This window comes from Agrobacterium sp. H141, from assembly GCF_057158725.1.
In genome coordinates this window covers 1-23,190 of record NZ_JBXENI010000002.1, presented here as the reverse complement: position 1 = coordinate 23,190, position 23,190 = coordinate 1, and the positions used below count along the sequence as shown (strand labels likewise).

The window sequence follows — 23,190 nt, the reverse complement described above, 5'->3', positions numbered from 1 at the left end:
GTTTCAGACGTGACCATAATGAAATCAGAGAGGGGTTGTCATTTGTTTCATATAAGAACTTGACTCTATATATAAAACTGTCACAGTTGCCCTAACGACAAAAAAGACGAGTGGGCTCTATGACAAATCTGACGGTGGTTGAGAGTGATGAAGGGGCCCGCAAGGTCGCCAAGCCGCGGCGCAACAGCGTCTTCACCGCAATCGACCTCAACCGTGGCGGCAAGCAGATCGGCTATTTCAATGTTCCCCAGTCGCCAAATGACGATGCCTGGGGCGCGGTCCAGGTGCCGCTTGCCGTCGTGAAGAACGGGCAGGGCCCGACCATCCTCATCGAAGCCGGTAATCATGGCGATGAATATGAAGGACCGATTGCACTCGGCGAATTGCTGCGCGAGATTGAACCCGCCGACATCAACGGTCGCATCATCGCGATCCCCGCAATCAACGTGCGTGCCGTCGAAGCCGGCACCCGTACGTCGCCCGTCGATGGTCTGAACTTCAATCGCAGTTTTCCCGGAGATTTCGAGGGCACGCTGACGCGGCAGATCGCAGCCTATGTCAATGACTGCCTCATCCCCGCTGCAGACTATTTCCTCGACCTGCATTCCGGTGGATCTTCGCTGATGATCCTTCCAAGCGCGATCATCGAGCCGTCGCCGACGCCGGACGGTCATCGTCGCAACATCAAGGCGACGCTCGCATTTGGCGCGCCAACGGTCGTCATGGTCGACAATCTCGGCGAGACCCGTACGTCGACGGCTGCGGCAAACATCCAGGGACTGATCGTCATTGGAAGCGAGATGGCAGGCGGCGGCCTGGTGAGCCAGGAAGCACTTGCGATTTGCCGCCGCGGCATTCGCAACGTGCTGAAACATGCCGGCATCCTGAAGGGTGAGCCGGACATGCCCGCGACCGCCAATGCCCGTGTCCTAAAGGTGCCTGGCGCCGAGGGCTACATCATCTCTGACGAGGACGGCGTGTTCGAGCCGATCAGCGACTTGGGATCCGTCGTCAACAAGGGCGATGTCGCCGGTCGCATTCATTTTCTGCGCACACCGCAGCGCGAACCCGTGGTGCTTCGTTATCCGATTGATGGCGTCGTCTTTGCAAAGCGTCAGCCGGGCCGGGTGCGGCCAGGCAATTGCTGTTTCGTTCTTGCAAACGAGTATCCGGAAGCACTGGCAGAGGAGGGAAGCGTCGATGAGCGTTGAAACCATTCAGGCGGCTGCGGAACGCATCCGTCCCTTCATTCGCAAAACCCCGATCATCAAACTGGACCATTGCGCCGGTGCCACGCTGCCACAGGAGTTCTACCTCAAGCTTGAGTGCTTGCAGGTCAGTGGCTCGTTCAAGGTTCGTGGTGCGGTCAACCGTGTAAAAACCCTGGCGCCCGAGCAGCTGAAAAATGGGCTGGTCGCAGCATCAGGAGGCAACCATGGGCTGGCGACGGCCTATATGGCCAAGCAATCAGGTGTGCCGGCCACGATCTTCCTGCCGACCAATGCAAGCCTGCTCAAGGAGCAGAAGCTCAAGACGTGGGGAGCGGATGTCCGCTATGCAGGAAGCGTGTGGGATGAAGCGCATGAGGCAGCGCAGGCTTTCGCCGCCGACAGCGGAGCCTTTTACATGCACCCTTTTGCCGATGACGCGATCGTGTCGGGCCAGGGCACCGTGGCCGTCGAGATGCTCGAGCAGGTTCCTGACGTCGACCTTTATCTGGTTGCGGTTGGCGGCGGTGGCTTGATCACGGGCATGTCCCAGATGATCAAGGCGAAAAATCCCAAGGCGCGGATTATCGGGGTCGAGCCGGTCGGCTCTCCTACGCTCCATGCATCCTTTGCGGCCGGAAAGGTCGTGCGCCTGCCGGAGGTGACGACCCGTGTCGCCACCATGGCCTGCGGACGCACCGACGAAACCATCTACGAAGTCGCCCGCCAGCATGTCGATGACATCGTGCTGATCTCGGACGATCACATGCAGCGTGCAGCAGAACTCTTGTGGTTCGAGTTCGGCATCGCCGCGGATCTGAGCGGCGCAGCCTCGCTGGCCGCCCTGATGGCAGGCGCTGCAACGCCCGGAAAACACGACAGAATTGCCGGCCTCGTTTGTGGCGCCGGCGTCGACGGTCTCGGCGCCTGAAGAGGGGCGATCCGTCAAGAAATGCACCGTCGCGGTTCTGCGGCGAGCGTCCGCCGGCCGACCCAAAATAAGGGTTGATTGCCGGCCAATTCCAAGAAGAGGCGAAAACGCCCGAAGCCAAACCAGAACACTGCTTGTTGGCAGAGGAGAACTAAAACATGCGTAATATTCTAAAGACGTCCGTCGCCCTGGTCGCTCTGGCGCTGGCGACGCCCTCCATGGCTCAGGAAAAGGTGCTCGGCTTGGCCGCTATCGATCTGCAGAACTCCTTTTATGTTCGCATGAAGGAAGCCGGTGACGTTGCGGCCTCAGACTATGGCGTCAAGTCCACATGGCAGAGCGCGGAAGGCAGCCTGGAAAAGCAGGTTGGCATCATCGAGAACTTCATCAATCAGGGTGTGAGCGCAATCCTGATCGATCCAATCGACAAAAATGCCGTTATTCCGGTTATCAAGAAGGCGACCGATGCCGGAATTCCGGTCATCACGATGGGCAACAAGGTCGAAGCTGGCGAAAACTACTCGACCCTTTACCCCGACTACGAGAACATGGGCATGGTTGCCCGTGCAATCGGCACGTCGCTTGGTGGCAAGGGCGAGATCGGGCTGCTTGTCGGCTCGCGCGGAAACTTCGTCTCCGATACCCGTGAAAAGGGCTTCGTCGATGCAATGGCCAAGGAGTTTCCGGACATCAAGATCGTCGGCATCGAGCCGACGGGGTGGGATGCCACCAAGGCCACCAATGCTGCACAGACCTGGTTGACCACCTATCCTGACCTCAAGGGCATTGCCTGCATTTCCGACAGCCTTTGCCTGGCAGCAGACTCGGTCGCCAGCGCCATGGGTTCCGACCTGATTTATGGCGGTTATGACGGTGACGCGGAGATGAAGGACATGATCGACAGCGGCAAGATGGTCATGGATGTCCTGACCGGCGCCTACCGCGTCGGCTACTGGAATGTCGCGGTTGCCGCTCGCCTTGCCAAGGGCGAAGACCTCCCCAAGGACCTCTATATGCCGACCTACTTCGTCACCTCGGATGAGACAGCTGCAAAGCTGAAAGAGGCTGGCCTTGATGTTGATGCGCTCAACACGGAAGAAGAAGCGGTCGAAGCGAAGAACTACACCGAACAGCTCGGCCCACAGCAACCGGCTTCGGCAATGACCGTTGGTGACTAACCATCGCAATGGCCAACCGGCGTGGGGTGCCGTGCCGGTTGGTGTCATCTGATTGTAGTTGATCTTGCTCCTGTCCGCGTCAGCGTTCGGGCAAGTAGTTCGATGGAGAGCGTCCGTGCCACACTCCTGGATTAAGTCCCTTCTTGGGCGGAACGAGCCGGTCTTGATCGTTGTGCTTGCAGTAGCCGTTGCCGTCTTCGGCTGGATTGATCCCCTGTTCCTGTCTGCCGGCAATTTCGTCAGTATCGCCCAGCAGAGTGCCGTCATTGCACTCGTTGCCTTTGCCATGACGGCGGTGATTGTTGCGCGCGGGATAGACATTTCCGTCGGTAGTACTCTTGCATTTGCAGGGGTTGCAGGCGGTCTTGTTTTTACCTCCACCGGGTCGGCGTTTCTGACGCTGGGAGCCGCCATCATCAGCGGCGCCATTATCGGGCTTCTGAACGGGATACTGATCGGTTTTGCCGGGATTTCTCCCTTCATCGCCACTTTGGCGACCATGGCATTCGCGCGCGGTTTGTCGCTTAGTCTGTCTGGCGCCTCCAGCCTGGCGATCGCCGATCCCGTGGTGCTGTTTGCCGGTCGCGCGACAGTCGGCGCCGTACCGGTCTCGGTGATCATCGCTGCCGTGCTGGCCTGTGTCTGGTGGTTTGTCCTGCGTCGCACGGTCTACGGGCGCTGGATTTACGCGATCGGCGGCAATGCAGAAGCTGCACGCGTGTCAATGGTGCCGGTAAACTTGGTCCGCATCTCCGTCTATCTTCTCTCCGGAGCAACCGCGGGCCTTGGCGCGATCCTGACGATCGGCCGCCTGGGTTCCGCCCAGCCGCTGGCTGGCACCGGGCTCGAATTTACGGCAATCACGGCGGCCATTATTGGCGGCACGAAGCTGTCTGGCGGGCAAGGCTCCATCTGGGGGACCGCGATCGGCGCCCTCCTGCTCGGTGTCATCAATACCGGCCTGTCCTTCCTTCAGGTGCCGCAAATCATCATCTATTACATCACCGGTGCCTTGATCGTGGTCGCGGTCCTAACTAGCCAGCCTGAAGCGATCACCAAACTTGTCCGCTCTCTTCGTCGTCGTTTGGCATCGTCCAAGACGCAAGGCGTGGCTGAGGCACTCGATGCCAACACGGACCGCCATTCCATCAGCCTTCGCGGTCTCGGCAAGATCTTTCCCGGCGTGAAGGCGCTTGACGGCGTTTCGTTCACCGTGTCGGCGGGTGAAGTCATGGCTCTGGCCGGAGAAAACGGCGCAGGCAAGTCCACCCTCGTGAAGTGCATTTCCGGCGTCTATCGTCCTGACGAGGGGCAGTTGGTGGTCGATGGCAAGCCTGTGACCTTCGCATCACCCAATGATGTCAAGGGCATCAGCGTGATCCACCAGCATTTCAGCCTGTCGCCCGATCTGACGGTTGCAGAAAACATGTTTGTCGGCCGAGAGCCCCGCAACGTGGTTGGCCTTCTCAACCGTGGCCAGATGCGGCGCGAGGCCAAGGCTATCATGGACGAGCTGTCGCTCGACATTGACGTCGACGCCGAATTGCGAACCTTGTCCGTTGGTCGCCAGCAAATGGTTGAGATTGCGCGAGCAGTCCTTGCCGACGCCTGGTTCATGGTGATGGACGAGCCGACGAGCGCGCTTTCCAATCGCGAGCGTGACCAGCTCTACACATTGATCGAGCGGTTGAAGAAGCGCGGCGCCGGCATTCTCTACATTTCTCACAAGATGGAAGAGATCTTCAACCAGTGCGACCGCGTGGTCGTCCTGCGCGACGGCAAGTTCATCGGTGAACGCAAGACGTCCGAAACGGACGAGGCAGAAATCGTCTCCATGATGGTCGGGCGCGAAGTTGGCGATATCTTCCCGCATCTCGAAGCAGAACTCGGCGACGTTGCAGTCTCAGTTCGCGATATCTCCAACGGCAAGCTTCTGCAGGCGGCCACGCTTAATGTCCGTTGCGGCGAGATTGTTGCTCTTGCCGGTCTGATGGGCAGTGGACGGTCTGAAGTGCTGCGGGCAATCGCGGGACTGGAGAGCCTGCAAGGCGGCTCTATAGAGGTGTTCGGCCAATACTATGCTGGCGGCAATCTGAAGGCCGCCCACCAAGCCGGGATCGTCTACATTCCGGAAGACCGCCACCTGGAAGGCTTCGTTGGAACGATGTCGATCCGCGAGAACCTCTCCCTTGCCTGGATCCGCGAACATAGTCGCTTCGGCATTTTGCCGATCAAGGGAATGGGGCAATTGGCGCGTGATCTAATTGCTTCCCTTGGCGTGCGCCCAGCCCAGCCTGACAAGATGACGATCGAGCTTTCGGGTGGCAATCAGCAGAAGGTCGTCATTGGCAAGTGGCTTGCCACTAAACCACGCGTCATCCTGCTGGATGAACCGACGCGCGGCGTCGATGTGGGGGCGAAATCGGACCTGCACCATCTCATTGCCAAGCTCAAGCAGCAGGGCGCGGCCATCATCATGGTGTCGTCCGAATTGCCCGAGGTTCTAGGTGTTGCCGACCGCATCGTCGTGATGTGCGAAGGACGATCCGTTGGCGAACTGCCACGGGGTGCGACGGAAGAAGACGTCATGGCGCTTGCCTTCGGCGAGCAGTCCAACCGATCCGGCGGGGCAGGGCCGAAGCCTCGGATCGTCCGCGACGCTGAAAGCCACATCAACATGGGGGCGAACGCGTCATGAATTGCTGGTCTCGGACAAAAATCCTGCAGCCATCCTACGGCAGAAGGGTGAATTGATATGATTTCCTCACACAATGTCGCCTTGAAGCGACTACTCGATCTTTCTCCCCTCATCCTGCTTGTCGCATTGACGGCAGTCTTCGCAGCGGTCGATCAGCGCGTTGTTTCCGGGCAGAGCCTCATTAACATCGTCTCCCAGGCGACACCGATTGCAGTTCTGGCAATCGGCGCAATGACCGTGCTGCTGACGGCAGGGATCGATCTGTCGGCTGGTGTCGGGGTGGCCTTCTGCGCTGTCCTTATCGCAAGCCTGGTCGATGGGGGTTACGGTCTTTTTCCGTCCCTGGCGATTGGCCTTGGCGTGATGCTCTTTGTCGGCTTCGTCAACGGTATCGTCATCTCGCTCTTGAGGATCCCGCCATTTGTCACGACCTTGGCTGCAATGGTGGTGTTGCAGGGCGCAACATTGGCCGTGGCTTCAAAGGGTGTGCTGATCCTGAAGGACCCAACCCTGCGCTTCCTCGGTATGGAGCGTAGCCTCGGCATCCCGCATGTCATCTTCTTGACGGTGATCATTGTCGTGGCTGCTGCCATCTTGATGCGCCTGACCCGATTTGGCTTGCGCACTTATGCGCTCGGCTCGGATGCGGGCGCCGCCGAGCTTGCCGGCATTCCGGTGGCGCGGCACACCGTGCTGATTTACATGGCCTCAGGGCTTTTCGTTTTCCTGACGGCTGCTGTCATGATCAGCCGGGTGCCCGTGGTCACCCCCAATATCGGTGGAACGTCTCTCCTTCTCGACGCCATTGCTGCAACCGTGCTTGGCGGGACCAGCATCTTTGGCGGTCGCGGTACGGTCTGGGGCACCGTTGTTGGGGCCCTGATTGTCAGCCTGCTGACGACGGCCCTGCGTGTCTTCGGAACGGACCCATCGAGCCTAGAGCTCTACAAGGGCGCAATCATCATGGCCGCCTTGCTCGCAGACACAGGCATGACCTTGGCCAAGGCGCGCCTTTCGAGGCCCGCACGATGAGTGACACATTTAAAGAGCGCTTCCCGAAGGGCCCGTCATCCTTTGCCTGGATGACCTCCCCCGATGCCGATCGGCTGGCGAAAAGGTCGCCTTGCAGACCGGTCGCGGTATTGCCGACAGGCGCTGTCGAACAACATGGCCCGCATTTGCCAATGGGGCTCGACATATGGTTGGCATCGTCCGTTACACTGGCTGCTTGCGAGGGTCTGGACGCGGTTCGGGTCTGTGAACCTTTCGCTTATGGCTCTTCTCAACACCATCGCGCCTTCCCTGGCACAATGAGTCTCAGCCCGCAGACCTTCATCGCCGTCCTGGTTGATCTGTGCAAGTGCCTTTGGGAGGACGGCTTCCTTCCTGTGATCCTGAACGGTCACGGCGGCAATCGCGCGGCAATCCAGGTGGCGATCACCACGCTTGGGCGCGATGGTGTCCTCTCGGCTGGCTTCTCGTATTTCGATCTCATCGCCGATGCGGCGTCTGAGGCCCTTCCGGACTACTGGGGCGGGACGGGCCATGCCTGCGCCCTCGAAACCTCGCTGATGATGCATGTCATTCCCGAAAGCGTTCGCGAGGCCCTCATTCCAGAGGGTGGAACACCGTCGTCATGGCCAGATCCGCATCTTTATGCGGGCTCGGCCGTGACTGTCTGGCGTCCTTTCGAGCGCATACGCGACAACGGCGTCATTGGCACTCCCTCACAAGCATCCCCGAATGCCGGAGATGCCCTCTTTGCGGAAGCTGTCCGGCGCAGCCGCGACACCATTTTGAAAATTCAAGCAGAATACGGTCAAAGGAGTACCCCATGACGGTCCATTTCAAGTCCACGCTCGATGGCCCCAACCTCCGTGGCATGCCGATTGTCGTTGATCCCAAGAGCGGACTTCGCATCGGCACCAATCGTATCGGATCCGAGTGGGTGCCCGGAAGTGCGGGAAAATTCCTGCGCGTCGATAGTCCCTCGACCGGCGAGGAAATCGGCTATCTCGCCTTGTCGACCCGCGCCGATGTCGGCCGTGCGGTGGAGGCGGCCGACGCTGCTCGCCCGACGATCAGCAAGATGGGCGTTTTCCAACGTGCCGAGCTTTGCATGAAGATCGCCGACGAAATCGAGCGGGGTACGGACGAGCTGGCCCGGTTGCTCTGCCTCGAACAGGGCAAACCGTTCCATAGCGAGGCGAAAGCCGAAGTCGGGAGTGCGGCACTTGGCTTCCGCAATGCAGCGGAGCAGATGAAGTGGCTTGAAACCTCGGCCTTTCCGGTTGCCGACGCCAACAAGCGCGCCTTCTCCTTCCTTCAGCCGAAGGGCGTTCTGGCCATCATCACTCCCTGGAACTTCCCGCTCGGTTTGCCGTGCATGTATTATCTCGGTCCGGCGATCGCGACAGGCAATACGGTTGTCTGGGTTCCGGCTCCGACAACGTCCCTGATCGCTGTCGCCCTGATGGAGTGCATGATCGATGCCGGTCTTCCGGACGGCGTGATCAACCTCGTCCTGGGCGATGGCGCAGAAGTCGGTGATGAGGCGGTTATTCATCCAGGTACCCATGCCATCGGTTTCACCGGCAGTTCTGCAACCGGTGCGATGATCGCCCGCCGCGGTGCCGGCAAGCCGCTGCTCTTGGAAATGGGTGGAAACGGACCGACCATCGTTCTTTCCGATGCGGATGTGGATGTGGCCGCCTCGATCGTCGGTGCCGGTTGCTTTGCCAATGCCGGTCAAATCTGCACAGCAACTGAACGGGTTCTCGTGCACAAGTCCCTGCATGACCGGTTCGTGGAAGGCCTTATCAAGGTTGCCGAGAAAGTGAAGATGGGCGACCCCTTCGATCCTGAAACCACGATGGGACCGGTCAACAATGCCACGGCACTCGACAAGATGTTGAGCCACATGGATGACGCCTTTGCGCGCAAGGCAAATGTCGTCAAGGGCGGCAAGGTCGCCGAGGGCATGCCGACCAATCTCTACTTCGAGCCCACGGTTGTGACCAACCTGACGCGCGAAAGCCTGCTAAATGTGGAAGAATCCTTCGGCCCGGTTGCACCGGTACTGACGTTCGAAACCGATGAGGAAGCTCTTGAGCTGGCGGCATCGAGCCCTTATGGCCTCAGCGCAGCCGTCTTCACCAATTCGATCAAGCGGGCGTTTTTCTACACCGAAAGCCTGCGCTGCGGCATCGTCAATGTGAATGAAAAGAGCTGCTACTGGGAGCCGCATATCCCGGCCGGTGGTGCCGCCGGCACCGATAGTGGCCTTGGACGCACTGGCGGCCGCCACACCCTGGTCGAGATGTGCGACCTCAAGACCATGACGATCGATATCACACGCTAAGGCGGACAGGCCGCGTCCATTTGCGGGGAGCGGCCTCGAATTTGAAAGGACACCGCAATGACCATCACACGACACGGCCTGGGCGAAGGCAAGGGTTCTGGGGGGCGCAAGCTTCCCTTTGCAAAGGCCGTCGAAGCAAATGGCTGGCTCTATGTCTCCGGCCAAACGCCGATGCGCGACGGCGAGATCGTCGGCAGCGGGATCGTCGAGCAGGCCAAGGTCGCCATCGAGAACATGCTGACCATCGTCAAGGATGCAGGCTATGAGCCATCGGACATCGTCCGCGTTGGCGTGTGGGTCGACGACGCACGCGATTTCTGGAGCTTCAACGGCGTATTCGAACAGTATTTTGGTGACCACCCTCCGGCGCGTTGCTGCGTGGAGTCGCGCATGGTGGTCGATTGCACGGTTGAGGTTGACTGCATCGCCTACAAGGCACCCTGACCGGGGCGCCTTTCCTATCTGAAATCGCTACGCTCTTCGAGGACTGACATGAGCACTGCAGAGACCATTCAAGCGGATTATGTAATCGTAGGAGGGGGCTCTGCAGGCTGTGTCCTTGCCGCGCGGCTGACCGAGGATCCCAATGTGCGGGTGATCCTTCTGGAAGCTGGCATGGATGCCGAGCGTCCAGAGGATTTTCCCGACCTGGCCAATCCTTATCCGGGCGTCGCCTATTCGAACCCGAAATATACCTGGAACCTCAAGGCGTCTTATCCCTACACCGGTTCCAATCGACCGGAGGCGAAGGCCGCTCGCTACGAGCAGGCAAGGGTTCTGGGGGGTGGATCTGCGATCAACGGCATCGGAGCCAATCGCGGAGCACCGAGCGACTATGATGAATGGGGCGCCATGGGCGTCGAGGGCTGGTCTTGGGATGAGTGCCTACCCTATTTCAAGAAACTCGAAACCGACCTCGATTTCGACAATGAATTTCACGGCAAAAGCGGCCCATTCCCGATCCGCCGACGCGGGGAGGTTCTGTGGACCCCCTTCACGCGCGCCATGCTTAGGATCTGCGAGAAGAACGGCATTCCCTTCCTGCCCGATCAGAACGGCGCTTGGGAAGAAGGCGCCTTTGAAATGGCCGTCAACATGGACCGCCAGGCGCGTCGCGTCAGCACGGCCTGGGCCTACTTGACACCTGACGTCCGTCGTCGTCCGAACCTCGAAATTCGCACGGAGACCACTGTTTCCAGAATATTGGTCGAGGGTGGAAAAGCGACCAGTGTCCTGGCGAAGCGGTCAAGATATACGCAGACATTGAGGGCCAATCGCGTCGTTCTGTCTGCAGGGGCGCTTGCGACGCCTGCAATGTTGATGCGGTCTGGCATTGGTCCGGCGACCCATTTGGTCGATTGCGGTATCGACGTCGTGCGCGACCTGCCCGGCATCGGGCAGAATCTGATGGAACATCCCTCTACAGGCTTGGTGCCATTTCTGCGATCCGGTGCGCGGCAAAAGGGCGTCCCCGACTATCATATCCCGATCGGATACCGCTTTTCGTCCGGGCTTGAGGGTTGCCCGACCGGCGACATGCATATGAATTTCGTCACACGAGCCGCCTGGCATTCCGTCGGACGCCAGCTGGGGTCGGTGTTCTTCTGGGTCAACAAGTCCTATTCCCGCGGCCAGCTCATGCTGGATTCGTCTTCTCCCGAGGGTGCACCACGCATCGATTTTCGCATGCTGTCTGATCGCCGCGATCTTGTGCGTCTCGCCGATGCCTTTGAACACGCTGTCCGGCTGACATCCGATCCAAGCCTCGGATCGGTCGTGACAGGTGTGTATGCGGGCGGCATGTCGGAGATTGGCAAGCTGTTTTCAAAGCCGTCACGGTTCGGAGCTGCGGTAACCGCTATCGGCGCCGTTGGGCTCGATGCCATTGGCGGTCTGCGCGAAAAAGTCTTCCCCTATATGCTGGACAACTACGATGATCCAAAACTTCTCGCAGGCAACAGAGTTGACCTGGAGGCTTATCTCTCCGAAGTCGTCAGTGGTGTCTGGCATCCTTCAGGAACGTGCCGGATGGGGGCAGCTGGTGACCGCATGGCCGTCACGGACGGATCCGGAAGTGTCCGCGGTGTCGAAGGGCTGATCGTCTGTGATGCATCGTTGATGCCGACCATTCCCTGCGCCAACACAAACGTCCCGACCATCATGATTGCGGAGAAGATCGCAGACAGCCTGAAGGCCGGCTGAACGGCGTCTGGCCGCGACTAGATACGAACAGGCGTAGCCGTTCGAACCCGGGCGGCTTGCATTTTACTGTCGAGATGGCCGGCAGGCGTCCAGCTCTATCAGTGGACATCGCGGCATGCATGGCGCCGACAGGCTCAGACCCGTCGCGCCAGTCAGCCGATTTGTGCAATGTCGCGAAGGGCATCGAATGCCGAGGGACCGGCAACAAGGACCGGCGCAGGCTCTGTCGCAAATTTCTGCAAGGGCCGGAGACAGGTCTATCGCTGGACACATTTATGCGGCGAGCGCAGCGAATTGTTGAAATGCGGATTGGCCACTGGTTGAAAATTGCCGCTTGCGGATCATGTGAGCCACCTCGATGCCATCTAATGTTGCTGACGCCGACTGGAAGGATTTGAAGCCTTTCATGGGCCGGGTCAGCTTCTTGATAAACCGGTGATCTTGCTCAATCATGTTGTTGAGATATTTGACCTACAGGATCTCGATCAGCCAAAACCATCCATGCTGTAGGAGCAGCCAGTTGGTGTTTTGCAATCCTGCCAGGTTCGCGCCGCTCTTGTCGATGACGACCTTTTCGGGCCAACCATTGTTATCGATCGTGCGGGCAAAGAAGGCGCTGGCTGCAGCCCCATCGCGATGCTCGGACAGCATGAAATCAAGGGTTTTACCGTATTTATGGACAGCGCGATAGAAATAGGTCCACTTGCCTTTGACCTGGATATAGGTCTCGTCCATTCGCCAGGAACGGCTGGTCGCGGATTTGCGGCGGCAGGCCTGGCAAGCGATAAGCGGCGAATATTTTACGACCCATCTGTTCAACGTCGCGTGGTCAACGGCGACGCCGCGCACGGCTAGGGTCTCTTCCAGATCACGATAGGACGCTGCATATCGGACGTAGAAAAACACCGCGTATAAAATTACGTCTTTGGGGTAGTGGCTGCCTTTGAAATCAACCATAGTTTGAAACTCAACATGCCTGCTCACCCTCAACCCAGATCTATGGCAAGATCAAGCTGCCGGCAAACCCACGGAAAGTTTGCGACGGAACCCCGCGAGCTCAATCTCAATTCTCACGAACGGCGCCTTTTGCTATCCCGCGCGCCGCCAGTAAGCCTTCGACCATCCGTAAGCTGAGCGGGAAGCGAAGATAAAGCCAGACGGAATAAGCATTCATTTCGCTGGGAGTCGGTGGCGGCGATGCCGGGGATCACGAACGGTTTGTGTCATGCCGCAAATCGCGCAAGCCAATCGCAGCAGGGTAACATTATGATTCCGATCAGTGACTTACGCCGGTTCGACGGCTCGATCATTTTTCTCGCGGTGGATCAAATTCATGATCCCTTCGCTCATGCGATCATAGTTCCCATCGTTATCGATCATGCCTTGGATGCGGTAATCGTCCATCACAGCAATTCGGTCGGCAACGGCGACAATCTCCGGCATATCACTGGTGATCACGATAACGGCGGTGCCGCTGTTTGCCAGTTCGCGGATCAAGTCATGAAGGTAGGCCTTGGTCTTGATGTCGATTCCAACTGAAGGTTCATCAATGATCAGAATCTTGACGCCGGCGGCCAGCCATTTGGCGACACTGATCTTCTGCTGATTGCCACCTGAAAGGTTGCCAACAATCTGAGACAGGCTTGGTGCCTTGACTTCCAGACGCTCCAGAAAAGGTCTTACCGTGTCGCGGATCTTAGTATCAGAAAGGCTTCCCATGAACCCTGAAAGCCGTTTCCAGACAACTATTCCCGCATTGGCGAGAACGGAGTGCGGCAAGACCAGGCCTTCGGTCTTGCGATCCTCGCTGACATAGCCGAGTCCATGGCGGTGAATTGCATCGGCGATCGATGTAATGCGCACAGTCTGATCAAAGATTTGCACCTCGCCAGCCGTGACCGGAATTCGACCCATGATCGCCTTCGCAAGTTCGGTCCGGCCAGCGCCAATCAGCCCGTAAAGTCCGACTATCTCGCCTTTGCGGACAGAAAGATTGACACCGGAATGACCGATTACAGTGGAGACGTCTTTAAGCTCGAGTGCAATCGGGTTTTCAGTTGTATCGCGCTTGGCCCAGCCACTGACACTTTCACTGCGCCCGATCATGAAGCGGACAAGATCCTGCCGATCAAGTCCTTTCAGAGGTTGGCTTTGGCAGGCATTGACGCCATCACGTAATACCGTCACCTGATCGCAGATTTCCTGTACCTCCTCCAGCTTGTGGCTGACGAATACAAGGCTCACTCCATTGTCTCGCAGTCTGTAAAGTATCTTGAACAAGCCCTCGGTCTCGCTAGAGGTCAGCGAGGCAGTCGGCTCGTCCAACAGCAGGACACGACTTTTCAGTGACAGCGCCTTGGCAATTTCGACAAGCTGCATCTGCGCAACGGAGAGTTCCGATACGGGCGTTGCTGGATCGATGTCGAAGTGTAGCGCGTCAAGCCATTCGCGCGCGGAACGGTTTAGTTCGGCGTAATTGATTGGCTTCAGGGCCGATCGGCTCATCTGTTCCAGATGAATGTTTTCGGCTACCGAGAAACGGGGGATCAGATTTCGCTCCTGATGCACGACGCCAATACCGTGCGCCACAGCGTCTCGCGTATTGGAAAACTGGACCTCCTTGCCATCGATCCGCAACTGCCCGCCTGTTGGGCGGTGGTAACCGGTGATGACTTTGATCAAGGTGGATTTGCCCGCACCGTTTTCACCGAGAAGCGCGTGGATGGAGCCCGGTATCAATGAAAGGGACACGCCGTCCAAGGCTTTTACGCCTGGAAATCTTTTTTCAATGCGACGTGCCTCGAAGGTTGGAGTGATTGTCATATCACGCTCTCCTGACGGCTCTGCGCGTTCCGCGAAGCCGGTTTATGCCAACTGCGGCCAATATCAGTGTGCCAAGGACCACTTGAACCAGAAACGGATCGATTGAAAAAAGAACCAGAGCCTGCGTGATCAGTGCAACGATCACGACACCCAGGAAGGTGGCCACAACACCGACATGTCCACCAGACAGCACGGCCCCACCGATAACGGGTGCTGCAAATGACAGGATCAGCCAATCATCACCGATTGATGGTTGACCTATCTGCAGCCTGGCAACAAGCAGAGTGCCGGCACATGCTGCAATAAAGCCTGAAATCGCGTGCGCGACGATAACAACTGTGCGAACCGAGATGCCGGAGAGCGATGCGGCATGCTCATTCCCGCCGACCGCCAGGATAAAGCGACCGATCGGCAGACGAGATAGAAGATACCAGAGGGCAACAGCGATGATCACCATTGGCAATGCCAGCATCGGCACCGAACCGAATGCGAGCGCGGAGCCGAATTCCTTGACACTTTCGGGTATGTCATAGAAGGGCTGAGCCTCTGTGATGCCGAGGTTTATTCCCTTGTAGATCGACAGGGTGGCGAGCGTTATGACGAAGGCTGAGATACCGGTGATATTGATCAGCACGCCATTCACGATGCCGCACAAAGTTCCGATCGCAAGTGCCAGAACAGCGGCCACCGGAACAGGTAATCCCCAGATCTGCAGCATGCCGGCAAAAGCAATCGCAGACAGGCCCCCGATTGCACCGACAGACAGGTTCATTTGACCAATGGCGATGATGATCATCTGCGAAAAGCCGATGAGCGCATTGATGGCAATTGCCAGAAGAAGAGTCTGGATGTTGAACGACGAGAGAAAGTTCGGACTGTACCAGCGGATGGCGATAATTGCGATCAAGGTCGCGAGCAGCGGGCCGAACCAGTCAGCCTTAGCAAGCCGTGAAAAATTGATGGTCGTCATGGACGGCTCCTTTTAGGCAAGGTTGCGATAGGCAAGATAGCTGCGGCGCACCTTGTCCATGAACACAGCGACGAGAAGAAGCAGGCCCAGGAAGGTCTGCACCCAGAACCCCCCAATTTGCATGAGGAGAAGGCCGCCGGTCAGCAGTGTCACGAGCGTCGCGCCGAGACAGGTGCCTAAAACGGGGGCTTTCCCACCGTTGAGTATAGCGCCGCCGAGTACCGGGCCTAGAAATGCGGGCAGGAGCCAGTCTTGCCCAAGCTGACCGGCCATTGATGGGATCGCCGCACCGTTGCGTGCCACCAGCATCAACGCTGCGACAGCAGCCAATGCGCCGGACAGACTATGGCAAAAAACGGTGATGCGCCCGACATGGATCCCCGAAAGCTCGGCAGCTTCGGGCCGAGCACCAGACGCCAGCATTTCACGACCAAGGACAGTGCTACGATAGAGCCAAGCAAGCGCCAGAGCGACCGCGATCGTCAAGATCAACAATGGCGAGACATAGTTCAAAAGCTTCATTTTTCCGAAGCCGGTAAACTCCGGTGGAAGACCACGGAATGCCTCGCCGCGGGTCAGAAACACCATGACGCCGAAGAATATGCTCATCGTTGCAAGCGTTATGATGAAGCTGTGCAGGCCGGTTCTAACAACGGCTATACCGTTGACGAAGCCGAGGGCCGCTCCCATCGCAATGCCACAGACGAGCGCAACGGGCCAAGGTAGATGCAAGACCTCGATCGCATAGCCGCAGAACATCGCTGCGCAAACGCCCACCGCACCGACAGCCAGGTTAAGCCCGCCCGTCACGATCACAGTCATCATTGACAGACCAATCATGATGTTGACAGCGGTATTACGTCCGAGAGTAAAGAGGTTGAAGGGGCTCAAAAAACCCTTCGAGGACAGACTGAAAACGATGGTGAAAATCACGATCAGCAATATCAGACCGAATTCGTTGGATACGAAAATGCGACTGCGCGGTGGTCCCGCCTGCAAGCTCGGTCCCTTTTCCGAAAAGGGCGTGGCGGTTGTTGGAGTATCATGCGTTGGCATGGGACATTCCCTTGGAATTCTGATCGGTAGGCGCACACATACGCCCGCTGGAACAGGCAGGCTTTGAAGCCAAACCCGCCTGCCAATTGCAAGGAAGGGACAGTTGGCCCCTTCCTTGCTTTGCGCTCAGAAGTTTATTTGCAGGTCAGGTAGTTTTCGTCGAAGCCAGCCAGGAGCTTTTTCGTCTCGTCCTGCATCGTCTTGACGTACCCATCCACCTTGCTCGCATCGACAAAAGCAGTTCCGGAGTCGATGAATTTGGTCGTCAGCGCGTTCGTCTTGAACGGCGCATCTGCCTTTATTGTGCAACCTTCACGCAGTTTGTTGACCGCGTATGCGCCGACATAAGCCTGTCCATAGGGGTTCTGAATCATTGTTCCGTCGAGGAAGCCATCTTTAACGGCTTGAAGAACCGTCTGGTCGTGATCGATGCCAACCATATGGATGCGCTTGTCACCGATTTTCCGCAGAGAGTTCGCTGCAACGACGGCAGGTACCCACGCCGTTGCGATGATGCCGTCAACCTCGCTTGCATGTGCAGCCAGATAGGCATTGATCTTTTCTTCCGCGGGTTCGGGTGCGTCGATGTCGGCGATAACCTGTATGACTTCGTCGCCGGCTTCAGCAGCGGCCTTGTTGACAGCGTCAATGCGAAGTTGCGTGTTTGGATCGACCAGGAAGCCGGTCAGATGCAGGATGCGCTTCTTTCCCGTTCCCATCGCGCGGACCAATTCCTTGGTGCCAAGATAGGCAGAATTTCCGGTGTCCGTTCCGAGGCAGAAAGCCGCGGTCGACGGATCCTTGAAGCAGCCGCCGGCAGCAACAACCGGAGCGCCATTTGACGTTAACTCGTCAGCCGTCGAGACCGATCCAACAGGATCTCCTGGGAAAATGACAAAGCCATTATAGCCCTGAGACAACAAGCTCTCGAGTAACTGGTTCTGCTGCGACAATTCCCACTTCTGTGGCACTTTGTAGTCGGCAGAAGTGAGGCCGAAGTCCTTCACCGCATCCGCACCAGCCTGCTCCCACGCCGCGAAATACGGATGCGGACCACCAGGCACCAGCGCGATGGCGCTGTCACTGGCCTGAGCCATTCCTGCAAAGCTCAACCCAAACACGCTTGCGGCTGCGAGGCCGCGCAAAATCCTAGACATGTAAATCCTCCTCACTTCGAAACCTCCTCGATTGTCCTTCGCCGGTGGTGAGACACAACATCGCCGTTCGATCGCTCAATCATCTCGCCACTTGCAATAACATCTTGGACACTATAATACTTGTATCCAAGCTGTAAACAGAATTTTTGGCACTGCGTTTTCAGGGAGCGCCACTATGAAAAAACGATTGCCCGAAATGCCGATCGCCAGTGACGGGGGAGCAACGCTCGGAGCGACTGGCCTTGAAGGACTCGACCTGGCGCTCGATCGCCAGCGTTCGGCATCCGACCAAGTCCATGCAGTATTGCGTCGCGCCATCATCGAAGTGCGACTGACTCCGGGAAGCCCGATCAGCGAAAACTCGATCTGTCGGCAGTTTGCCGTATCCCGCACACCTGTGCGGGCAGCCATACAACGGTTGTCCGAAGAAGGACTGGTGGACGTCTATCCGCAGGTCGGCAGCTTCGTTGCGCCGATCCGGTTAACGGGCCTGCAGGACAGTCACTTCATTCGGAGATCGCTGGAGATAGCTCTGCTGAGAGAAGTCGCGCCACTTTGGACGACCGAGATGAGCAATTCCATGCGCAAGGTCATTGCCGAGCAGGAGCGCTACATCAAGGCCCGGGACGGCGACGGTTTCTTTCGTGCTGACGAAGATTTCCATCATCTGCTCGGTACATTTGCCGGTCGCGAAGGTGTCTGGAAGGCCATTCTCGCCGCCAAGGTCTCGCTCACACGGTTTCAGCGGTCATGGCAAACGGCCGAGCGTCTGCACGACGTCATCGTCGAGCACCTTGCAATCGTTGACGCCTTGGATCGCGGTGAAGCGATGGAAGCAGAGCAGGCACTTGTGACACATCTCGATATGATTTTCGTGATTTTTGACCGCATGCCGGAACAACAGCGAAAAAATTTAGCCGTCTGAATTCAGGGCGGGGAGGAAATTGATGGAATTGCGTGGAAAGACTGCCCTGGTAACGGGTGCGGCTGGAGGAATTGGCGGCGCCGTCGTTGCGTCGCTGACAGAGGCTGGCGCAATGGTGCTGGCGTTTGATCGAGATGCTGATGCCCTCCATCGTCTTGGGAAAGCCTGCGAGCCCGTCGTTGTCGATCTGGCGAATCCGACGGATATATCAGCGACAATGCAAGACGTTCTGGCGCGCCACGGGCATGTCGATATCCTGGTGAATAATGCGGGCATCCTGTCGCCCAACAAGCTGGCCTCAACTTCGCTTGAGGAATGGCATCGCATCATGGCGATCAATCTGGATGCCGCCCTTCTTTTAACCCAGTCTGTGGTCCCTGGAATGAAGGCGAAGCAATGGGGCCGGATCGTCAACATAGCGTCATACGCCTGGAAGTCGGGCGGTCTGACAGCAGGTACGGGCTACGCCGTCTCAAAGGCAGCGCTGGTTGGATTGACCTACTCCACGGCGCGTGAACTTACCGCTGAGGGTGTGACCGCAAACGCCGTCGCGCCAGCTTATGTGGTGTCTCCGATGATCATGGAGCAGCTCTCGAAAGAGGACCGCAACCGCCAGCTCGCCGCCATTCCGGTCGGACGATTGTGCGAGCCCGAAGAGGTTGCGCATACGGTCCGCTTCCTTGTCTCACCGCTGAGCGGTTTCATGACCGGCACGGTGATCGACATGAACGGTGGACTTCAATTCGGCTGATCGAAGCCGCGCTCGATCTCAATCAATTGGAAAATGACGTGTCTGAAATGCATCTCTCGGAATCCGTTCTCGCGAGCCTCCCCACTGGCATTACAATCCCCGCCTACGACCGCGCGAGCATAACGCCCGGCGTCGTTCATCTGGGTGTCGGTGCGTTTCATCGTGCCCATCAAGCTGTATTCATCGACGATTGCCTCGCTCGAGGTGAAGCGGAGTGGGGCATAGTTGCCGCCTCGATGCGCAGTGTCGATACCCGTGATGCCCTGGCTCCGCAGGACAATCTGTATACATACAGCGAGCGTGACGGCCGAAGTGAGACGCTACGCGTCATCGGTTCCATCATCGAGATTTTAGTCGCGCCGGAAAACCCGGCTAGACTGATCGAGCGCCTATGCGATCCGCGGGTGCGCATCGTGACGCTGACAGTGACGGAGAAGGGTTATCTTGCGAACCTCTCGGATCGAAGCTTGCTGCTTGACCACCCCGACATCCGATACGATCTCGTCCATGGTGATAAGCCGCGCACGATCCACGGTGTCCTGACCGAGGCAACCCGCCGACGTAGACAAGAAGGAGGCGTACCGTTAACGCTCCTTTCTTGTGACAACATTCCGTCAAACGGTAAAGTCCTGAAAACCTTGTTGGTTCAGTTCGCGAAGCAGGGTGATCCCGATCTCGCAAATTACATTGACCAGAACCTGTCCTGCCCCTGTGTCATGGTAGATCGCATTGTGCCTGCAACGACGGATACGGACAGGACCGCTGTCGAGCAAGGACTCGGCGTGACAGACGCCTGGCCGGTTGTAGCCGAACCATATTTCCGCTGGGTGATAGAAGATAACTTCCCCCATGGGCGCCCGGCACTGGAAGCTTCCGGGGTTGAATTTGTCGATGATGTCGAGCCTTACGAGCACATGAAGCTTAGAATGCTGAATGGCGCCCATACAGCCATTGCGGCGATCGGTCAGATCACTGGTCTGGCGACAGTTGCGGACGTCTATGGAAATCCGCATGTAAAGCGCTTCATCGATTGCTATTGGCGCGAGCTGGAACCAACTTTGTCTGCCGCAGTCAGCGGCGGAGAATATGTCGCTGGCCTCAGGCAGCGCTTCGCCAACCCCGCGCTGCAACACCGTTCTGTTCAGATTGCCTCGGATGCATCGCAAAAGGTCCCTCAACGTATTTTAGCACCACTTGGCGAGTTGATCGGCGAGAAGAAGGAACATCGCGCGGTCCTTATGGCGCTTGCGCTCTGGATCCGCTCCTGCGCGCACAAGGATGAAAACGGGCAGATAATTGTCATCCGCGACCCTGTTTTCAATGGATGGCCCCCTGTCGATCAAAACAGTCTGACAGCCGAGGAAGTGATCGACCGCTTTATAAGCTTCGACGGCGTGTTTGGAGCGGAATGGGGGGCGAATTTGGATTTTGCCACTGAATTGGTCGATGCCTATCGCGCAATCAAAACACATGGCGCTCTGGGCGCCATAGAGCTTATTGTTTGAGGAGAGTAAAAAATGCAGGAAACCTGGCGCTGGTACGGCGAAAACGATCCTATCACGCTCGAACATGTTCGCCAGACCGGTGCGACCGGCGTGGTCACAGCTCTTCATCAAGTACCGGACGGTACATCCTGGCCAGCAGAGGAGATCAGTCGACGCAAGGCCATGATCGAAGCTGCAGGTCTTGAATGGACGGTTTGCGAATCGATCCCCATGGAGCAGTGCGTGAAGCGCGGCGATGAGAACGCGCCGAAAGCGATTTCTCGCTGGAAGGATACGCTTGCCCAGCTCGGTCGTGCCGGTGTTCCGGTCGTCTGCTATAATTTCATGCCTGTGGTTGACTGGACCCGTACTGACCTGCGCTGGCGTTCTCCGCGCGGCACTGGCCTTGCCTTGCGGTTCGAGATGACAGATTTTGTCGCCTACGACGTCTTCATTCTCCAGCGCAAAAACGCTGCCGACAGCTATGACGCAGATCTTGTTGCGCGTGCCGAGCTACGTGTCGAACAGATGAATGAGGAAGAAAAGCTACGACTGGAACGTAATATTATCGCTGGCTTACCGGGCGGTGCGCTCGTTCAGACCCGACAATCAATCGCCGCGTTGCTCGAGTCCTTCGACGGGATCGATGCAGCGACGATGCAAGGCAATCTGGTGGCCTTCCTCAAGGAAGTCGTGCCGGTCGCCGAGGAATATGGCGTGCTACTTGGCATCCATCCGGACGATCCGCCGTTTTCTCTTTTCGGCCTGCCCAGAGTGGTATCAACCCCTGAGGATATCCGTACAATCCTGAGCGCTGTCGATAGCCCCAACAATGGCATTACGCTCTGCACCGGATCCTATGGGGCTCGGGCTGACAATGATCTTGTGGCGATGGCGAGGGAGTTTGCATCACGCGTGAACTTCGCGCACCTGCGTAACGTGACCGTCGAAGCGGATGGCTCATTCTTCGAAGATGATCACCTTGATGGCGGCACCGACATGGTCTCTGTGCTGGAAATTCTGCTTCGTGAGGAGAGCCGTCGTGCAGCAGTTGGCGATGATCGTCCGGCTATTCCGTTTCGACCGGATCATGGACATCTGCTTGGAGACGATATTTTGAAAGAGACCAACCCCGGCTATTCCTATATCGGACGCGTGAAAGGCCTCGGCGAATTGCGCGGCGCAATCCGCGCGATGGCGCGCCAAATTGATCGTGAGGAGACGACAGTATGAAGACCCGCACACTCGGAACAACGGGGCTGGAACTCTCGGCATTTTCGTTTGGCGCTGCCGGAATTGGCAATCTTTACCGGGAAGTATCGCGCGACGATGCCATGGCGACGCTGGATGTAGCTTGGGATGCCGGCATACGCTATTTTGACACTGCACCGCATTATGGTCATGGCCTGTCCGAGCGCAGGCTTGGTGACTACCTGCGAGACAAGCCCAGGGGATCCTACGCCATTTCAAGCAAGGTCGGCAGATTGTTGAAGCCGGTTGCGGAGGACAAGATACCTGATCACGGATTTGTACGTCCCCTGCCTTTCGCGCAGGTTCACGACTATAGCTATGACGGTATCATGCGCTCCTACGAGGACAGTCTTGCGCGCCTCGGTATCAACGCCATTGACATTCTCTATATTCACGATCTCGAGGTCGCGACGCTTGGCGAGAGCGGCTACGCTCATCATTTCAAGGCGTTTATGGATGGGGGCGCAAGGGCGCTTGATGACTTGAAGTCTTCGGGCGCCGTCAAAGCAGTTGGTCTCGGGGTAAATGAGGTGCCGGCCTGCCTTAACCTCCTTGCCAGTTATCCACTCGACGCGATCCTGCTGGCAGGACGCTACACCCTGCTGGACAGATCGGCGGAGCCTGAATTGCTAGACCGCTGCCGGGAAACAGGGACGCGGCTGGTCATTGGCGGCGTGTTCAACTCCGGCATTCTGGCAACCGGCGCTCGGCCGGGTGCAACATTCAATTACACCGAAGCCCCACCTGAAATCATGAAACGGGTCAGCGCAATGGAAACAGTGGCAAAGACAGCCGGAATCACACTCGCTGCCGCTGCACTGCACTATCCGTTGGACAATCCGATCGTGGCAAGCGTGTTGATCGGAACGGCCAAGCCTTCGAGCCTGAGGCGAAATGTCGAGTTGTTCGATCAATCCATTCCAGACACTCTCTGGGCAGAGCTTGATCGCCACGCGATTGGCGCGCATGGATAACTGGCTCTGGCGAAAGGTCTTGTTGCGAGCCTTTGGGCTGAGACATTCAGGCGGCGCTTTGCCAAAGAAAAGCGCGACGATCGGCCGGAAAGCTCGGTGACAAACTGCATCGCGATGAAGGTGTGCCGCGAGGCACTCACGGTAATCTGGGAGCCGAACTGCAAGGCAGACGAGGGGCCGGCCCCTCGGGTTTCAACAAAGGCTCGTTTGCCATAGACGGT

The 23,190-nt window shown here is 57.8% G+C and carries 18 protein-coding genes and 2 pseudogenes; 14 read left to right on the top strand and 6 right to left on the bottom strand.

The genetic code is table 11. The features are described 5' to 3' along the window. Positions 1–119: 119 nt before the first annotated feature. From ACWPM9_RS20320 to ACWPM9_RS20280, 9 genes are all read left to right on the top strand, one after another. Positions 120–1,211: a succinylglutamate desuccinylase/aspartoacylase family protein gene (locus ACWPM9_RS20320; RefSeq protein WP_484757714.1), complete on the top strand. Its 1,092-nt coding sequence runs from the start codon at positions 120–122 to the stop codon at positions 1,209–1,211. After that, positions 1,201–2,139: a threonine ammonia-lyase gene (locus ACWPM9_RS20315; RefSeq protein WP_484757713.1), complete on the top strand. Its 939-nt coding sequence runs from the start codon at positions 1,201–1,203 to the stop codon at positions 2,137–2,139. The genes ACWPM9_RS20320 and ACWPM9_RS20315 overlap by 11 nt, the downstream gene beginning before the upstream one ends. A gap of 158 nt (positions 2,140–2,297) precedes the next feature. After that, the gene (locus ACWPM9_RS20310; protein WP_484757712.1) at positions 2,298–3,317 is read left to right on the top strand and encodes a sugar ABC transporter substrate-binding protein; all 1,020 of its coding nucleotides are present in this window, start codon (positions 2,298–2,300) and stop codon (positions 3,315–3,317) included. Positions 3,318–3,432: 115 nt separating this feature from the next. Next, positions 3,433–6,015: an ATP-binding cassette domain-containing protein gene (locus tag ACWPM9_RS20305; protein ID WP_484757711.1), complete on the top strand. Its 2,583-nt coding sequence runs from the start codon at positions 3,433–3,435 to the stop codon at positions 6,013–6,015. A 57-nt stretch (positions 6,016–6,072) separates the two neighbouring features. Then, the gene (locus ACWPM9_RS20300; RefSeq protein ID WP_484757710.1) at positions 6,073–7,047 is read left to right on the top strand and encodes an ABC transporter permease; all 975 of its coding nucleotides are present in this window, start codon (positions 6,073–6,075) and stop codon (positions 7,045–7,047) included. Further along, a complete protein-coding gene (locus ACWPM9_RS20295) occupies positions 7,044–7,853 on the top strand; it encodes a creatininase family protein (protein WP_484757709.1) in 810 nt (269 codons plus the stop codon). Before ACWPM9_RS20300 ends, ACWPM9_RS20295 begins: the two co-directional genes overlap by 4 nt. Then, positions 7,850–9,376, top strand: coding sequence for an aldehyde dehydrogenase family protein (locus ACWPM9_RS20290; RefSeq protein ID WP_484757708.1), 1,527 nt, complete (start codon positions 7,850–7,852; stop codon positions 9,374–9,376). Before ACWPM9_RS20295 ends, ACWPM9_RS20290 begins: the two co-directional genes overlap by 4 nt. 63 nt (positions 9,377–9,439) lie before the next feature. Next, the gene (locus tag ACWPM9_RS20285; RefSeq protein ID WP_484757980.1) at positions 9,440–9,820 is read left to right on the top strand and encodes a RidA family protein; all 381 of its coding nucleotides are present in this window, start codon (positions 9,440–9,442) and stop codon (positions 9,818–9,820) included. A 48-nt stretch (positions 9,821–9,868) separates the two neighbouring features. Next, on the top strand, positions 9,869–11,578 hold the full coding sequence (locus ACWPM9_RS20280) for a GMC family oxidoreductase (RefSeq protein WP_484757707.1): 1,710 nt from the start codon (positions 9,869–9,871) through the stop codon (positions 11,576–11,578). A 273-nt stretch (positions 11,579–11,851) separates the two neighbouring features. On the opposite strand, the pseudogene ACWPM9_RS20275 reads toward ACWPM9_RS20280, so the two are convergent. The 6 genes and pseudogenes from ACWPM9_RS20275 to ACWPM9_RS20250 form a co-directional block, all read right to left on the bottom strand. Further along, positions 11,852–12,535 (bottom strand): annotated as a pseudogene (locus tag ACWPM9_RS20275) (IS6 family transposase). A gap of 133 nt (positions 12,536–12,668) precedes the next feature. Further along, positions 12,669–12,805, bottom strand: a pseudogene (locus tag ACWPM9_RS20270) (IS6 family transposase); the annotation flags it as partial. A 57-nt stretch (positions 12,806–12,862) separates the two neighbouring features. After that, a complete protein-coding gene (locus ACWPM9_RS20265) occupies positions 12,863–14,401 on the bottom strand; it encodes a sugar ABC transporter ATP-binding protein (RefSeq protein ID WP_484757706.1) in 1,539 nt (512 codons plus the stop codon). A gap of 1 nt (position 14,402) precedes the next feature. After that, the gene (locus ACWPM9_RS20260; protein WP_484757705.1) at positions 14,403–15,371 is read right to left on the bottom strand and encodes an ABC transporter permease; all 969 of its coding nucleotides are present in this window, start codon (positions 15,369–15,371) and stop codon (positions 14,403–14,405) included. 12 nt (positions 15,372–15,383) lie between these two features. Continuing rightward, a complete protein-coding gene (locus ACWPM9_RS20255) occupies positions 15,384–16,427 on the bottom strand; it encodes an ABC transporter permease (protein WP_484757704.1) in 1,044 nt (347 codons plus the stop codon). Positions 16,428–16,561: 134 nt separating this feature from the next. After that, complete coding sequence (locus tag ACWPM9_RS20250; RefSeq protein WP_484757703.1) at positions 16,562–17,572, bottom strand: sugar ABC transporter substrate-binding protein; 1,011 nt, start codon at positions 17,570–17,572, stop codon at positions 16,562–16,564. Positions 17,573–17,759: 187 nt separating this feature from the next. Between ACWPM9_RS20250 and ACWPM9_RS20245 the strand changes: the two genes are divergently transcribed. Genes ACWPM9_RS20245 through ACWPM9_RS20225 form a run of 5 tightly spaced genes read left to right on the top strand, consistent with a single transcriptional unit; the run spans position 17,760 to position 22,969 of the window. Continuing rightward, positions 17,760–18,509 carry a GntR family transcriptional regulator gene (locus ACWPM9_RS20245; protein ID WP_484757702.1) on the top strand — a complete coding sequence of 250 codons (750 nt, stop codon included), beginning with the start codon at positions 17,760–17,762 and terminating at the stop codon, positions 18,507–18,509. A 22-nt stretch (positions 18,510–18,531) separates the two neighbouring features. Beyond that, on the top strand, positions 18,532–19,260 hold the full coding sequence (locus ACWPM9_RS20240; protein WP_484757701.1) for an SDR family NAD(P)-dependent oxidoreductase: 729 nt from the start codon (positions 18,532–18,534) through the stop codon (positions 19,258–19,260). A gap of 47 nt (positions 19,261–19,307) precedes the next feature. Beyond that, positions 19,308–20,765: a mannitol dehydrogenase family protein gene (locus ACWPM9_RS20235; RefSeq protein WP_484757979.1), complete on the top strand. Its 1,458-nt coding sequence runs from the start codon at positions 19,308–19,310 to the stop codon at positions 20,763–20,765. A 12-nt stretch (positions 20,766–20,777) separates the two neighbouring features. After that, positions 20,778–21,977 carry a mannonate dehydratase gene (gene uxuA, locus ACWPM9_RS20230; protein WP_484757700.1) on the top strand — a complete coding sequence of 400 codons (1,200 nt, stop codon included), beginning with the start codon at positions 20,778–20,780 and terminating at the stop codon, positions 21,975–21,977. Continuing rightward, positions 21,974–22,969 carry an aldo/keto reductase gene (locus tag ACWPM9_RS20225; RefSeq protein WP_484757699.1) on the top strand — a complete coding sequence of 332 codons (996 nt, stop codon included), beginning with the start codon at positions 21,974–21,976 and terminating at the stop codon, positions 22,967–22,969. Before uxuA ends, ACWPM9_RS20225 begins: the two co-directional genes overlap by 4 nt. The last annotated feature ends 221 nt before the right edge of the window (positions 22,970–23,190 follow it).